The sequence below is a fragment of the Pseudarthrobacter sp. MDT1-56 genome (assembly GCF_059383555.1).
In genome coordinates, this window is record NZ_JBWZCK010000004.1 from 136,664 (window position 1) to 150,828 (window position 14,165).

Consider the following 14,165-nt stretch of genomic DNA (forward strand, 5'->3'; position numbering starts at 1 on the left):
ACCGGACCGGCACGGCATTACGCTGAAGTCATGGATGACAAGGCCCGCAGCGGCCCGGCAGAGACCACCACAGCCGACACGCCGGATGCCGCGGTGATCCTGCGTGTCCTGCGGGTGTGCCTGCACACTGGCTTCGCCGTCCTGCTGCTCGTCGCCCTGGTCCGGCTGCTCGGCACGGGGCTGCAGGGCACCAACTGGCTCATCCTGGGCCTCGCGCTGGTTCTCGCCGCCGTCTACGTGCTGGGCACCGTCCTGGAGAAACGCCACGCCACGGATCCGTCCCGGTTCGATCCCCGGCCGTATTCGCAGCTGTGGCTGGGGACCGTCTGCCTGCTCTGGCTGCTGTTGATCTGGGCCAGCGCCGACTTCGTGTGGCTGGCGTTCCCGCTCTTCTTCCTGCAGCTGCACGTGTTGCCGCTGCGGCTGGCGCTGCCGGCGATCGCGCTGAGCACCGTGCTGGTTATCGTGGCGCTCTGGTTCCACAACACTGGCGCGGGCGGCGGCGCCCTGCAGTTGCCGATGGTGCTGGGACCGGCGTTCGGGGCTGCCTTTGCGGTGGTCACCGGGCTGGCGTACCGGGCGCTGTATCTGGAGGCCGAAAAACAGCGGCTCGCCGCCGAGGAGCTGCGCCGCACCCGTGCCGAACTTGCCCGCAGCCAGCACGACGCCGGCACGCTGGCCGAACGGGCACGGCTGGCCCGCGAAATCCACGACACCCTGGCCCAGGGCTTCTCCAGCATCGTGCTGATGGGCCGTTCGGCGGAAAAGTCCCTCGATGACGGGGACACCGCCACGGCCCGGGACCGGCTCCGGACGGTCCAGGAGACTGCCTCGGCCAATCTTGCCGAGGCCCGCAGCTTCGTCCGCGGCCTGCAGCCTCCCGTCCTGGCGGAGAATCCGGCGGGGAGCCCGCCGGAGGATCCGCTGGTGAACAGCCTGCGCCGGCTCTGCGAAAAGACTGAAACCGAGGCAGCCGCCCGCGGCACCAAGCTGCGCTGCCGCTTCGACCTTGAGGGCACCCCGTTGGACCTGCCCAATCCGTACCGCACCACCCTGCTGCGGGCCGCGCAGGCAAGCCTCGCGAACGTGTGGGTGCACGCCAAGGCGGACACCGCCGTCGTGACCCTGTCCTTCCTGGGCAGCGAAGTGGCGATGGATATCTATGACGACGGCGCGGGCTTCGACCCCTCCGCGGTCACGGACCCCGCAGGGCGCCCCGACGGCTCGGGCTACGGGCTGAGATCGCTCCAGGACCGGGTCTCGGCCCTGGCCGGCAGCCTGGACATCGAGTCCGCCCCCGGCGAAGGCACGGTGGTGGCCATCCGGCTCCCGCTAGGGGACCCCCGGGCGGGGAGTGAGTCGTGAAGGATATCCGCGTCCTGCTGGTCGACGACCACCCGGTGGTCCGGGCCGGCCTGAGGGCCATGCTGAGCGATTTCGAGGGCATCACCGTCGTCGCCGAAGCGGCCGACGGCGGCGCGGCCCTCGCAGAGCTCTCCCGGCTCCACATCCTCGGCGAGCCGGCCGACGTCGTCCTGATGGATCTGCAGATGGGGACCGGCATGGACGGTGTCACGGCGACCGGCAGGATCAAAGCGGGCGAGGCCGGCCAGCCGGCCCCGCCCGTGCTCATCCTCACCACCTATGACTCCGACGCCGATATCCTTGCGGCGGTGGAAGCCGGAGCGAGCGGCTACATGCTCAAGGACGCCCCGCCGGAACAGATCCGCCAGGCGGTGCTCTCCGCCGCCGCCGGCCAGACCGCGCTGGCTCCCGAGGTGGCCGCACGGCTGATGGGGCGGATCCGCAATCCCGAACCCGTCCTGTCCACGCGCGAAATCCAGCTGCTGGAGCTGCTTGCCACCGGCCTGGGCAACCGGGCCATCGCCAAACAGCTGTTCATCTCCGAGGCAACGGTCAAAACCCACCTCGTGCACATCTACGGCAAGCTCGGGGTGGACAACCGCACGGCCGCGATCTCCGTGGCCGCGCAGCGCAGGATCATCCGGCGCTTCTGAGCCCGGACGGCGCCGTCGCGGTCCCTTCCCGGTTGGAGTCCCTCCCGTGACAAGGAATTTGTCTGCGGCCCGGGGCATAATGGCGCGGTGGGGAAAATATCAAAACTTTCAGCTGTCCTTGTTGGTCTCATTCTCGGCGCCTCGCTGGTGTCCTGCGACGACGGCAGAGCCGGCGCACAGGACGCGGCGGAGCAGCTTGCGTCCGCTGTCGCTGCGCTCGACGTCGGCTCCGTCGCCTTTGAGGGCAAGGATTCCGGCGAGGCCAATGAGCAGCTCAACGAGGTGTTCAAGGCGCTGGACCCGGTCAAACCCGCGGTGGAAAGCGGCGAGCTGACGCTCGACAAGGACACCGCCGCGGTCCCGCTGAGCTACAGCTGGAAGATCGGCTCCGGTGAGTGGAAGTACACCACCTCCGCCGAGCTGAAGAAGTCCGGCGATAAATGGCTGGCCGTCTGGAACCCGGCCACCCTGGTCCCCGGGCTGGCCGAGGGTGAGATTCTCGGCACCTCCTCCGATTCCCCGCAGCGGGCCGACATCCTGGGCGCCGGTGACGCCCAGCTGGTCACCTACCGGCCGGTAGTGAACGTCGGCATCGACAAACCCCTGCTGGCCTCCGCCGATCCGGCGGCGTCAGCCACCCAACTCGCCCAGCTGGTGGGCGTGGACCCCGCGGCCTACACCCAACAGGTCCAGGCGGCCGGTCCCGAGGCCTTCGTCACCGCCATTACGCTGCGCGAGGACGGCCGGACCATTACCGACGATCAAATCGCCGCGATTCCAGGGGCCCGGGCCATCGCGGACTCTGTTCCGCTCGCTCCCACCCGCGGTTTTGCCCGCGCCGTGCTGGGCACCGTCGGCGAGGCCAGCGCCGAGCAGATCGAAAAGTCGGACGGAGCCCTCCGGGCCGGGGACACCACGGGCACCGGCGGTCTGCAGCAGCAGTACGACGCCCAACTGCGCGGCACCAGCGGCACCCAGGTCTTCGCCCAGACGGCAGGTCTCACCGCGGAACAACGGCAAGGCCTGCCCAACGGCGGCCGCCGCGTCCTGTTCACCGTGCCGATGGAGCCCGGGACCCCGCTGAAAACAACCCTGGACCCGGCCCTCCAGCAGCTGGCCGAGGACATCCTGGGGAAGGTGGGCCCGGCGTCGGCCATCGTGGCGCTCCGGCCCTCCAGCGGTGCCGTCCTGGCCGCCGCCTCCGGCCCGGGCAGCAACGGCTACGACACCGCGCTGCTGGGCCAGTACGCCCCCGGATCCATCTTCAAGATCGTGGACTCCCTGGCCATGATCCGCAACGGCATGACCCCGGAGTCCACTGTGGAGTGCCCCGCCACCCTGACCGTCGACGGCCGGACCTTCAAGAACGCCGAGGGCTACCCGGCTTCCTCGCTGGGATCCGTGACCCTGCGCGACGCCTTCGCGCACTCGTGCAACACCGCGTTCATCAACGCCCGCGACACCGTCAGCCAGGCCCAGCTGGAAGCCGCGGCCACCTCGCTCGGCGTCGCCGTGGAAGCGCCGACCCTGGGGGCCGGCGCGTTCCTGGGCTCGGTTCCGGGCGAGGCCACCGGCACCGAACATGCCGCCTCGATGATCGGCCAGGGCAAAGTGCTCGTATCCCCGCTGGCCGCGGCCATCATGGCGGGCTCGGTCGCCAAGGGTGAGCCCGTGTCGCCGCAGCTCGTGCTGAACCCCGGCGCCGAGGCGGCGGCAGCGCCCGGCGCAGCAGCGTCCCCGTCGGCCGGTGCCACGGCGTCCGGTTCCGGTCCGGCGTCGTCCGCCCCGGCCCCGGCAAAGACCTCGGGCACCCCGGTCACCGCAGCAGAGGCCGCCGCCCTGGCGGACATGATGCGCGCTGTGGTCACCTCCGGGCACACCGGCTTCCTCGCCTCCGTCCCGGGTGCCCCGGTGGCGGCGAAGACCGGAACTGCCGAGTTCGGCAGCGACGACCCGCCCAAGACCCACGCGTGGATCGTGGCCGTGCACGGGGACCTGGCGGTGGCCGTGTTCGTTGAGGAGGGCGGCCTCGGCGCCACCGTCTCCGGCCCGCTGCTGAAGGAGTTCCTCACCGCCGCGGGCTGATAGCTGCCGCCGGCGGGCGGCAACTGCGGCCGTGGGAGGATGGAAGTGTGGCTCATATTGACGTTTCCAACATCGATTACTTCCTCTCCGACGGCACCCAGCTGCTCAACGGCGTGACCTTTAAGGTCCCGGACGGGACCAAAACGGCGCTGATCGGACCCAACGGAGCCGGCAAGACGACGCTGTTCCGGATCATCTCCGGCGACCTCGTCGCCGACGAAGGCGTGATCGGGCGGTCCGGCAACATGGGCATCATGCGCCAGTTTGTCGGCCAGGTCCGGGACGAATCCACCGTCCGTGACCTCCTCGTCTCCGCGGCACCGCCGGCCCTCGCCGCCGCCGCCCGCGCCGTGGACGAAGCGGAACTGGCCATGGTGGAGCACGACGACGAGCCCACCCAGATGGCCTACGCCCAGGCCATCGTGGACTGGGGCGACGCCGGCGGGTACGACGTCGAGACCGTCTGGGACGAAGTCTGCATGGCCGCGCTCGGCCTGCCGTTTGACCGCGCGCAGCACCGTCCGGCGTCGAGCCTCTCCGGAGGGGAACAGAAGCGGCTGGTGCTCGAGGCGCTCTTCGCCGGCCCCGATGAGCTGCTGCTTCTGGACGAGCCGGACAACTACCTCGACGTCCCGGGCAAGCGCTGGCTTGAGGCCAAACTCAACGAGTCGAAAAAGACCGTGTTCTTCATCAGCCACGACCGCGAACTGCTGAACAATGCCGCGGGCCGCATCGTTACCCTCGAACCGGGCATCAACGGCGCCGGGGCCTGGATCCACGGCGGCGGCTTCGGCTCCTACGTGGAGGCCCGCGCGGACCGGAACGCCCGCTTCGAGGAGCTCCGGAAGCGCTGGGACGAGGAGCACGTGAAGCTCAAGGAACTCGTCAACATGTACAAGAACAAAGCCGCGTTCCGCTCCGACATGGCCAACCGGTACCACGCCGCGCAGACCCGCCTCGCGAAGTTCCTCGAAGCCGGCCCGCCCGAGGCGCTGCCGATCGAGCAGAACGTGCAGATGCGGCTCAAGGGCGGCCGCACCGCCAAGCGCGCCATCGTGGCCGAAAAGCTGGAACTCACCGGACTGATGAAGCCCTTCTCCACCGAGGTCTGGTTCGGCGACCGCGTCGGCGTGCTCGGCTCCAACGGCTCCGGCAAAAGCCACTTCCTGCGCCTGCTCGCCACGGGGGGCACCGACCCGGAACGGGAGCACCTTCCGGTGTCCGACGTCGACATCGCCGAAGTCCCGCACGAGGGCACCGTGAAACTCGGGGCCCGCATCCGGCCCGGTTTCTTTGCCCAGACCCATGTCCGGCCCGATCTGCTGGGCAAAACGCTGCTGGAAATCCTGCACCGCGGCGACGAACACCGCTCGGGGCTGGGCCGCGAGGCCGCCGCCGGCGCGCTCGACGGGTACGGCCTGGCGTCGCAGTCGGAGCAGAAGTACGAATCGCTCTCCGGCGGGCAGCAGGCCCGGTTCCAGATCCTGCTGCTGCAGCTCTCCGGCGCCACCCTGCTGCTGCTCGACGAGCCCACGGACAACCTGGACCTGCACTCGGCCGAGGCGCTGGAACGGGCCATTGACCACTTCGAGGGAACGGTCCTGGCCGTCACCCACGACCGCTGGTTCGCCCGGACCTTCGACCGGTTCCTGATTTTCGGCTCCGACGGCAGGGTCTACGAATCGGCCGAGCCCGTCTGGGACGAAAAGCGCGTCGAGCGCGCCCGCTGACCCGCACCGCCGGCCAACAACAACGCTGGGTCACCTGGCGCCCATTCCCGAGGGATTTATGGCCGCCAAGTGACCCCGCGCTGCTGTGCGCGTTCGCCCGTTACTCCGGCAGCAGCCCGGAAGGCTGCTTGGCCTCCGGGCCGGGGGTTCCTCCCATGGCGGCGACCAGCCGTTCCCGGGCACGTCCCAGGTGTTCGTCGAGCACTTCGGCCGCGGCCTCGCCCTGGCCGGCCTCGATCAGTTCGAGGATTTTCTGGTGTTCGGCCTGGATCAGCGCGGTGTCCAGCAGATGCAGGGACTGGATCCGGACCATGCAGAGCCGCACCTCGCCCACCAGCGAGCGGTACATCCTGGAGATACGTTCATTGCCCACGGCATCGATCAGGCTGGTGTGGAACCGCATGTCCGGTTCGACGACGTCGAGCGGAGCGCCGCTCTGCACCGCCGCGATGTCGCGGTTGGCCTGCACCGCCGCTGCCGGCACGTCCCTGGTGCGGGCGAGCCGGCGGAGCACTTCGCTTTCCAGGTACGCGCGGGCCAGGTAAATGTCCCGCACCGAGTCAGGCCCGAGTTCGACCACCCGGGCGGTTTTGTGGGTCCCCCGGTCCAGAAGCCCCTCCGCCACGAGTTTCTCGATCGCGGCCTTCGCCGTGGGCCGCGCCACGTCGTAGGAGGACGCCACCTCTGACTCCGTCAGGGCATCCCCGGAGCCAAGCTCACCGGCGAAGATCCGGCTCCGCAGGTCCGAGGCGACCGCGTCCACGATCGAGACTGCTGCTATGCGCCCGGCCACCGGAGCTCCCATCCTGCCAAGAATTTCTTGATCCACACCCAATCTTGCCAGACAAGACAACAAGTATCTCTTGACGATCATGTGTACTTGTAAGACAATCGAAGGGCGCCACGGTGTTGTGACGCCTAACACAATCTGGAGACACATGTTTCAGCAGATCCTCGACCCCATAGCCGGGTCCCTAGTCATTTCCGCCCTTTGCGCGGCGTTGCCCCTAGTCCTGCTCTTCGTGCTGCTGGGCGTCTTCAAGGTCAAGGCCCCCGTGGCTGCCCTGGCCGGCCTGGCCCTGTCGCTCGTGCTGGCCATCGTGGGCTGGCAGATGCCGGTGAACCAGGCGTTGAGCGCCACCGCGGCCGGTATGTTCTACGGCCTGTTCCCGATTCTGTGGATTCTGGTCAACGCGCTGTGGATCTACCGGCTCACCGTGGCCACCGCGTGGTTCGAAGTGCTGGGACGCACCATCCGGTCCATCTCGAACGACCTGAGAATCCTGTCCATCCTGATCGCCTTCTGTTTCGGTGCCCTGCTGGAGTCGCTGGCCGGCTTCGGCGCCCCGGTGGCGATTTCCGCCGCCATGCTGATGGCTGCCGGCATGAAACCGCTCAAATCCGCGGTGGTCTCGCTGCTGGCCAATACCGCTCCCGTGGCATTCGGCGCGATGGCCGCACCCATCATCGCCCTGAACGGTGTCACGGGCCTGCCGCTGCAGGATCTGTCCTCCATGGCCGGACGCCAGACGCCGTTCATCGCCCTGATCGTTCCGCTGCTGCTGGTGTTCATCGTCGACGGCCGGCGCGGCGTGAAGCAGACCTGGCCCGTGGCCCTGGTGGCCGGCGTCGCCTTCGGCGTGGCCCAGTTTGTCACCTCCAACTACTTCGCCGTCGAACTCACCGATGTTGTCGCCGCCGTTGTGACAGTGGCCGCCGTGCTGCTGATGCTGAAGGTCTGGCAGCCGAAGGAAATCGTGGGGGTCGAAGGTGCTGTCGAGGGCGCCCCGGAAGCTGCCCACGCCACTGTCGCCGTGGCGACCGGCTCCCGTGATGGCGGATCCGGCGCCGGCGCCGGATCCGCTACGACCGGCGCCGGATCCGCCGCAGCCGTGCCCGGCGCGGGAACCACGGTGCCGACCGACAACTCCCGGCCCGAACCCCGGCAGATCTGGATGGCGATCGCTCCCTACCTGATCATCATCGCGGTGTTCTCGGTGGCACAGCTCCCGTTCGTCAAGACCTGGCTGAGCCAGGTCGGCAGCGTGACGTTCGCCTGGCCCGGCCTGGACATCACCGATTCGGCCGGCAAGCCGGTCGCGGCCACCAAGTTCAAGCTCGACCACCTCAAGGCGACCGGCACCCTGCTGCTGTTCTCCGGGCTGCTCACCATGGTGCTCTACAAGGTCACCGCCTCGCAGGGCCTGCGCGTCTACCGGGACACCCTGGTCCAGCTGCGCTGGACGATCGTCACCGTCACCGCCGTCCTGGGCCTGTCGTTCGTGATGAACCTCTCCGGCCAGACCACCACCCTGGGATTCGCGCTGGCCTCCGCGGGCGGCTTCTTCGCGATCCTCTCGCCACTGATCGGATGGATCGGCGTCGCCCTTACCGGCTCCGACACGTCCTCCAACTCCCTGTTCGGCCAGATGCAGGCCACCGCGGCGGAGCAGACGGGCCTGTCTCCGGTGCTGATGGCCGCCTCCAACTCCTCCGCCGGTGTGATGGGCAAGATGCTGTCCCTGCAGAACCTGGCCGTTGCCGCCGCTGCCGTGGGCCTTGACGGCGCGGAGGGGACCCTGTTCCGCAAGCTGATCGGCTGGAGCCTGGGCCTGCTGGCGCTCATCACCGTGCTGATCTTCCTGCAGTCCACCCCGGTACTGGGCTGGATGGTCCCCTGATGGCTCCCCTGGACCTGGCAGCCCTCCGCTCGGCGGTGCACGACCCCGCCCAGGTGAAGACCCGAGCCATCGACCTGCACGCAAACGCCCATGATGCCTCGCATTTCCTGCTGATCCCGCAGGCTGTCGTCACGGCCGGGAGCGCTGCCGAGGTCGGCGGGCTGCTGCGCGCCAGCGCCGCCCAGGGCGTCCCGCTGACCTTCCGATCCGGCGGGACCAGTCTGAGCGGCCAGGCGGTCACCGACGGTGTGCTGGTGGATGTCCGCCGCAACTTCAGGGACATCGAGGTGCTCGACGACGGCGCGCGGGTCCGTGTCCAGCCCGGCGTCACCGTGCGGGCACTCAATGCGAGACTAGCCCGCTACGGCCGGAAATTCGGCCCCGATCCGGCGAGTGAGGCGGCGTGCACGGTCGGCGGCGTCGTTGCCAACAACTCCTCCGGCATGAACTGCGGCACCGTGGACAACACTTACCGCACCCTGGAGTCGCTGACCGTGGTGCTGCCCTCCGGCACGGTCATCGACACCGGGGCGCCGGATGCCGACCAGAAACTCCGTGCCCTCGAGCCGGAACTCTACGAAGGACTGGCCCGGCTGGCCGATCGGGTACGGAACAACGCGGACTCCGTGCACAGGATCCGGCAGCAGTTCGCGATGAAAAACACCATGGGCTACGGGCTGAACTCCCTGTTGGATTTCCAGAGCCCGGTGGACATCATGGCCCACCTGATCGTCGGCAGCGAGGGCACCCTGGGTTTCGTGGCCGAGGCGGTTTTCCGCACCATCCCGCGGCTTCAGCACGCGGCCGCGGGCCTGCTGGTGTTCCCGGACCTTGAGGCCGCCAACGCGGCCCTGCCCGCCCTCGTGGAAACAGGAGCCGCCACTGTTGAGCTGATGGATGCCTTGTCGCTCAAGGTGGGCCAGGCACTCAAGGGAACACCCGCCGTCGTACAGGACCTGATGGTCCGGGACCATGCGGCCCTGCTCGTGGAGTATTCCGCCGGCAGTTCCGGGCAGCTGGCGGAACTCCAGGCCCACGGGGAGGGCATCCTCCCGGGCCTCGGGCTGGCCGCCCCCGCCCGGTTCACCGGCGACGCCCGGGAGCGCGGGCAGCTCTGGCAGTTGCGCAAGGGCCTCTACGCCTCAGTGGCTGGGGCGCGTCCCCAGGGCACCACCGCGCTGCTGGAAGACATTGTGGTTCCGGTCCCGGTGCTGGGCCGCACCTGCCGGGAACTGATCCGGCTCTTCGACAAATACAGCTACAGCAACAGCGTGATCTTCGGCCATGCGAAGGATGGCAACGTCCACTTCATGCTCACCGACGGCTTCGCCACCGCGGCCGAACTGGACCGCTACGGCGCCTTCACCGAAGACATGGTGGACCTGGTCCTGGCCGAGGGCGGATCCCTGAAGGCCGAGCACGGGACCGGGCGCGTTATGGCCCCGTACGTCCGCCGGCAATACGGCGATGAGCTCTACGACGTTATGCGCAGCATCAAACGGCTCTTCGACCCTGCGGCGATGCTCAACCCGGGCGTCCTGATGGACGAGGATCCGCTGGCGCATCTGCGGCACATCAAGACGGCGCCGCCTGTCGCCGAGGAAGTGGACCGCTGCGTCTCCTGTGGCTACTGCGAGCCGGTGTGCCCCAGCAAGGACATCACGCTCACTCCGCGGCAGCGGATCGTCACGCTGCGCGCCATCGAATCGGCCCGGCTGGCCGGGGACGCGGCGCTGGTCAAGGAACTGGAAAAGGACTACGAATACGAGTCCGTGGACACCTGCGCCGTGGACGGGATGTGCCAGACCGCCTGCCCGGTGGACATCAACACCGGATCGCTCGTGAAACGCCTGCGGAAGGCCGACGCCGGTCCGCTCGCCAACGGTGCATGGAACGCCGCCGCCAAGCACTGGGAAGGCGTCACCCGGGGGGCTTCGCTGGCGCTGACGGTCGTCGACAAGCTCCCGGCCGCCGCCATCGCCCCGCCCAACAAGGCCGCGCGGGCGGTGCTCGGTACAGACACCGTGCCGCTGTATTCCGCCGAGCTGCCGGGCGGCGGTTCCGTGCGGAAGCGTCCGACGCCGGCGGGCGAGGTCGACGCTGTCTACTTCCCGGCCTGCGTCGGAACCATGTTCGGACCCGCCGGGGCCGGCGAGGGCAACGAGGGACACGGGGTCCAGTTCAGCTTCGAACAGCTCTGTGCCAGGGCCGGGCTCACCCTTCTCGTTCCGGACGGCATCGACGGCCTGTGCTGCGGCACCCCCTGGTCCTCCAAGGGCATGGCCGCCGGCCAGGAAACGATGCGGACGAAGACCCTGGCCGCTCTCCGGGTGGCCACCCGGGACGGCGAGCTTCCCATCATCTGCGACGCCTCCTCCTGCACCGAGGGCCTGCGCCAGGCCGTGGAGTCGGAGGTACCCGCGGCCGGGCAGCGTGCTCTGCGCATGGTGGACGCCGTGGACTTCGCCGCGGAGCGGATCCTGCCCCGGCTTCCAGACCACGGGAAGCTGGAGTCACTGGCCCTCCACCCCACCTGCTCCTCCACCCGGATGGGCCTCAACGACGCCCTCGGTGCGGTCGCCGGGGCCGTGGCCGAGCGGGTCGAGGTTCCGGAAAACTGGGGCTGCTGCGCGTTCGCCGGCGACCGGGGCATGCTGCACCCCGAACTGACGGCGTCGGCAACCGCGAAACAGGCCGCCGAGGTGGCCGACATGGGCGCTGCCGCGCACGCCTCGTGCAACCGGACGTGCGAACTGGGAATGACCCGGGCCACGGGCGCCCAGTACCGCCATGTGCTGGAGCTGCTGGAGGAAGTCACCCGCTAGCTATTTGAAGGTCTTGCGCTTCGTTTCGGTGCCGTCCGGGGCGTACGTGATCCATTCGCCGGTCTTCCGCCCGACGTCGAACACCCCCTCGTCCATCAGCTCGCCGGTGCTGTGCCACCGCTGCCAGAAACCGTCCTGCTGCCCGTCCCGGAACGCGCCCTTCTGCAGCAGCCCGCCGCCTTCCCGGTACCAGGCACAGTCGCCGTCGAGCTGTCCGTTCCGGTACCCCGCCTCGGCCTTGAGCTGGCCGTTCCGGAAGTAGAAGACCCAGCGTCCGTGGCGTTCACCGTCGAGGTACTCCCCGGCGCCCGAGACCTTGCCGTCCTGGAAAAGTTCTTCAGCCATGACGTCAGACTACATTCGCGCAAGAAATGATTAAATGATCACCCTCCGTTAGCATTTGTTCATGACCACTGAGGAGCGCCACCGCCGCATCGGCGAACTCCTGCGCCACCGGGAGCATGTGTCGGTGGACGAGCTCATGGCCGAATGTGGCGCCTCGGGCGCGACGATCCGGCGTGACCTGGACGTCCTGGCCCTCCACGGGGTTCTCCGCCGGGTCCACGGCGGGGCCCGGAGCCTGGTCCTCGGCGGCGAGAACCCCGAATACGGGCAACGCGAAATCGAGGACCACGCCGCCAAGATCCGGATCGCGGCCGGCGTCGCCGCCCTGCTTCAGGACCGCCGGCACGTCTGGCTGGACAGCGGCACCACGGCCACAGAGGTGGCCCGGCAGTTGCGGCACCGGGACATGACCCTGATGCCGATGTCGTTGCGGGCCGTCAACGCGCTGACCGACGGCGGCCCGGCTGCGGGCCGTCATCCCGAACTGCTGCTGCCCGGCGGCAGCCTGATCGCCGGTGAACTGTCCTTCCGCGGACCCATGACGGAATCCAACATCCGTTCGCTGCGCTTTGACACGGCCGTACTCACGCCCTGCGCGCTGAACCTCGGGGACGGGCTCCTGGCCCATGACCTGGAGGATGCGGCGGTGAAACGCGCCGGGCTGGAATCCGCGGGCAGGGTGATCGTCGCCTGCTCCGGCAGCAAATGGAACGCCAGCGCAGTCGCTCTCGTCGCGCCCCTGGATGCCGTGGATGTCCTGGTCACGGACAAACAGCTCAGTACCGAAGAACTTGCCCAGCTCACCCAACACTCGGTGGAAGTAGTGATCGTATGACCAAGACGGCAACCCGCCCGCAGCTCAACGCCGCAGCCGCGGCGACCTTCCTGATTTTCGGCATCAACGGACTCGTGTTCGCCAGCTGGGCCGCCCGCATCCCCGCGGTGACGGACATCCTGGACATCTCCTCGGGGCAGATGGGAACCCTGCTGCTGTGCGTGGCGGCGGGCTCCATGATCGCGCTGCCCACGGCCGGCCACGTCGTGGGCCGGATCGGGACGGCCAATGCGGTGCGGGCCGCCGGGCTTGTCGCTGCCGGGGCCGGCGTCGGTGTGGCCCTGGCATTGCTGGCCGAGTCCATCCCCGGGACCGCCGTCGCGCTGTTCTTCTTCGGCATGGGCATCGGACTCTGGGACGTGTCCCAGAACATCGAGGGCGCCGACGTCGAACACCAGCTCGGGCGCACCATCATGCCGCAGTTCCACGCCGCCTTCAGCGGGGGTGCGTTCCTGGGCGCCCTGATCGGCGCCGGCCTGGCGGGCCTCGGCATCGGGCTCCCGGCGCACCTGCTGGTGATCGCCGCCATCGTGGCCGTCGTGACCCTGGCCGCGCCGCGCTACTTCCTGCCGCACATCCCGGCCCCCGTGCCGGTGGCCGGGGAAACCGGGGAACCCAAGGGCAGCTCGGCCTGGCGGGACGGACGGACGCTGCTGATCGGCGTCGTGGTGCTGGGCGCGACGCTCACCGAAGGCGCCGGCAACGACTGGATCGCAAAAGCCGCCGTGGACGGCCTGGACGCCACGGAATCGACCGGGGCACTGCTGTTCGCGGCGTTTGTCCTTGCCATGACCGCGGTGCGCTTCTTCGGCGGCCGGGCGATCGACGCCTACGGCCGGGTGCCGGTGCTCCGTGCCAGCATGGCTGCCGCCGCCGCAGGGCTCGGGCTCTTCGTCCTGGCCGGTGACATCTGGATGGCTACGGCCGGCGCGGTGCTCTGGGGGGCGGGGGCTGCCCTCGCGTTCCCGATGGGGATGTCGGCCGCGGCCGACGATCCGAAACACGCGGCCGCCCGCGTGTCAGTGGTCTCCACGATCGGGTACGTCGCGTTCCTGGCCGGCCCGCCGCTGCTGGGCTACCTCGGTGACCTGATCGGAATCCGGCTGGCCCTGCTGGCCATCATGATCCCGATCCTGGGTGCGCTTCTGCTCGCCGGCGCCGCGAAGCCCTTGCGCGCCAGCTAAGAAGGCGGCGGGCGTCTCCATTCTCCTGAATGCATATGTCCTGGAAGAACAACCAAAGCAGGAGCACCACCGGTACGGTCAAACACACGCTGCCTACGGTGTCCACGAGCCAGTGGGCGGACAGATACGTGCGGCTGACCATCATTGCCAGCACCCCGAACCCCGCGAGCACCCCCGCCCAGGCGCGGCCCACCAGCAGGGCCAGCACCATCAGGAACGCCGCAGTGCTCGCCACGTGACCAGACGGGAAGGAGCCCGTGTCGGTCAGGACAACGGTGTTCTCCGGCCGGTCACGGAAAATGCCCGCCTTGAGGATCTGCGTGAAGATCAGGACGGCGATGCCGGCCGCAGCGGCGAAGAGGGCCGCCTGCGGGCGTCTCTTCAGCAGCAGGGCCGCGACGAGCAACCCGTGGAGCACCAGCACGCCCCGGTAGCCGGCCAGATTCAGGAAAACATTAAGGC

11 protein-coding genes are annotated in these 14,165 nt (G+C 69.0%); 8 read left to right on the forward strand and 3 right to left on the reverse strand.

The window, feature by feature from the left end; genetic code table 11:
- Positions 1-30 precede the first annotated feature (30 nt).
- The 4 genes from AC50YC_RS07315 to AC50YC_RS07330 all read left to right on the forward strand — a co-directional run bounded on the left by AC50YC_RS07315 (position 31) and on the right by AC50YC_RS07330 (position 5,833).
- Positions 31-1,365 carry a sensor histidine kinase gene (locus tag AC50YC_RS07315; protein ID WP_494952892.1) on the forward strand — a complete coding sequence of 445 codons (1,335 nt, stop codon included), beginning with the start codon at positions 31-33 and terminating at the stop codon, positions 1,363-1,365.
- Positions 1,362-2,018 carry a response regulator gene (locus AC50YC_RS07320; RefSeq protein WP_494952893.1) on the forward strand — a complete coding sequence of 219 codons (657 nt, stop codon included), beginning with the start codon at positions 1,362-1,364 and terminating at the stop codon, positions 2,016-2,018. The genes AC50YC_RS07315 and AC50YC_RS07320 overlap by 4 nt, the downstream gene beginning before the upstream one ends.
- A gap of 87 nt (positions 2,019-2,105) precedes the next feature.
- Positions 2,106-4,103, forward strand: coding sequence for a penicillin-binding transpeptidase domain-containing protein (locus AC50YC_RS07325; protein ID WP_494952894.1), 1,998 nt, complete (start codon positions 2,106-2,108; stop codon positions 4,101-4,103).
- Positions 4,104-4,150: 47 nt separating this feature from the next.
- Complete coding sequence (locus tag AC50YC_RS07330) at positions 4,151-5,833, forward strand: ABC-F family ATP-binding cassette domain-containing protein (protein WP_494952895.1); 1,683 nt, start codon at positions 4,151-4,153, stop codon at positions 5,831-5,833.
- A gap of 100 nt (positions 5,834-5,933) precedes the next feature.
- Here the strand turns inward: AC50YC_RS07330 and AC50YC_RS07335 are convergent, their stop codons facing one another.
- A complete protein-coding gene (locus AC50YC_RS07335; RefSeq protein ID WP_494952896.1) occupies positions 5,934-6,638 on the reverse strand; it encodes a GntR family transcriptional regulator in 705 nt (234 codons plus the stop codon).
- 133 nt (positions 6,639-6,771) lie between these two features.
- Between AC50YC_RS07335 and AC50YC_RS07340 the strand changes: the two genes are divergently transcribed.
- Together AC50YC_RS07340 and AC50YC_RS07345 are read left to right on the forward strand one after the other, a co-directional pair.
- The gene (locus AC50YC_RS07340) at positions 6,772-8,514 is read left to right on the forward strand and encodes an L-lactate permease (protein WP_494952897.1); all 1,743 of its coding nucleotides are present in this window, start codon (positions 6,772-6,774) and stop codon (positions 8,512-8,514) included.
- On the forward strand, positions 8,514-11,339 hold the full coding sequence (locus AC50YC_RS07345) for an FAD-binding and (Fe-S)-binding domain-containing protein (RefSeq protein WP_494952898.1): 2,826 nt from the start codon (positions 8,514-8,516) through the stop codon (positions 11,337-11,339). Before AC50YC_RS07340 ends, AC50YC_RS07345 begins: the two co-directional genes overlap by 1 nt.
- Here AC50YC_RS07345 and AC50YC_RS07350 read toward each other — a convergent pair whose 3' ends face one another.
- Positions 11,340-11,684, reverse strand: coding sequence for a toxin-antitoxin system YwqK family antitoxin (locus AC50YC_RS07350; protein WP_494952899.1), 345 nt, complete (start codon positions 11,682-11,684; stop codon positions 11,340-11,342). It abuts the gene before it with no gap.
- A gap of 61 nt (positions 11,685-11,745) precedes the next feature.
- On the opposite strand from AC50YC_RS07350, the gene AC50YC_RS07355 reads away from it, so the two are divergent.
- Together AC50YC_RS07355 and AC50YC_RS07360 are read left to right on the forward strand one after the other, a co-directional pair.
- Complete coding sequence (locus tag AC50YC_RS07355) at positions 11,746-12,519, forward strand: DeoR/GlpR family DNA-binding transcription regulator (protein WP_494952900.1); 774 nt, start codon at positions 11,746-11,748, stop codon at positions 12,517-12,519.
- On the forward strand, positions 12,516-13,703 hold the full coding sequence (locus AC50YC_RS07360) for an MFS transporter (RefSeq protein WP_494952901.1): 1,188 nt from the start codon (positions 12,516-12,518) through the stop codon (positions 13,701-13,703). Before AC50YC_RS07355 ends, AC50YC_RS07360 begins: the two co-directional genes overlap by 4 nt.
- Here AC50YC_RS07360 and AC50YC_RS07365 read toward each other — a convergent pair.
- The gene (locus AC50YC_RS07365; protein WP_494952902.1) at positions 13,639-14,121 is read right to left on the reverse strand and encodes a phosphatase PAP2 family protein; all 483 of its coding nucleotides are present in this window, start codon (positions 14,119-14,121) and stop codon (positions 13,639-13,641) included. The genes AC50YC_RS07360 and AC50YC_RS07365 overlap by 65 nt on opposite strands.
- Positions 14,122-14,165 lie beyond the last annotated feature (44 nt).

Excerpts from the sequence above, each read along its gene's own strand:
- AC50YC_RS07315 (WP_494952892.1), top strand. The coding sequence starts at position 31 with ATGGATGACAAGGCCCGCAGCGGCCCGGCAGAGACCACCACAGCCGAC.
- AC50YC_RS07335 (WP_494952896.1), bottom strand. The coding sequence starts at position 6,638 with ATGGGAGCTCCGGTGGCCGGGCGCATAGCAGCAGTCTCGATCGTGGAC.
- AC50YC_RS07340 (WP_494952897.1), top strand. The coding sequence starts at position 6,772 with ATGTTTCAGCAGATCCTCGACCCCATAGCCGGGTCCCTAGTCATTTCC.
- AC50YC_RS07345 (WP_494952898.1), top strand. The coding sequence starts at position 8,514 with ATGGCTCCCCTGGACCTGGCAGCCCTCCGCTCGGCGGTGCACGACCCC.
- AC50YC_RS07350 (WP_494952899.1), bottom strand. The coding sequence starts at position 11,684 with ATGGCTGAAGAACTTTTCCAGGACGGCAAGGTCTCGGGCGCCGGGGAG.
- AC50YC_RS07355 (WP_494952900.1), top strand. The coding sequence starts at position 11,746 with ATGACCACTGAGGAGCGCCACCGCCGCATCGGCGAACTCCTGCGCCAC.
- AC50YC_RS07360 (WP_494952901.1), top strand. The coding sequence starts at position 12,516 with ATGACCAAGACGGCAACCCGCCCGCAGCTCAACGCCGCAGCCGCGGCG.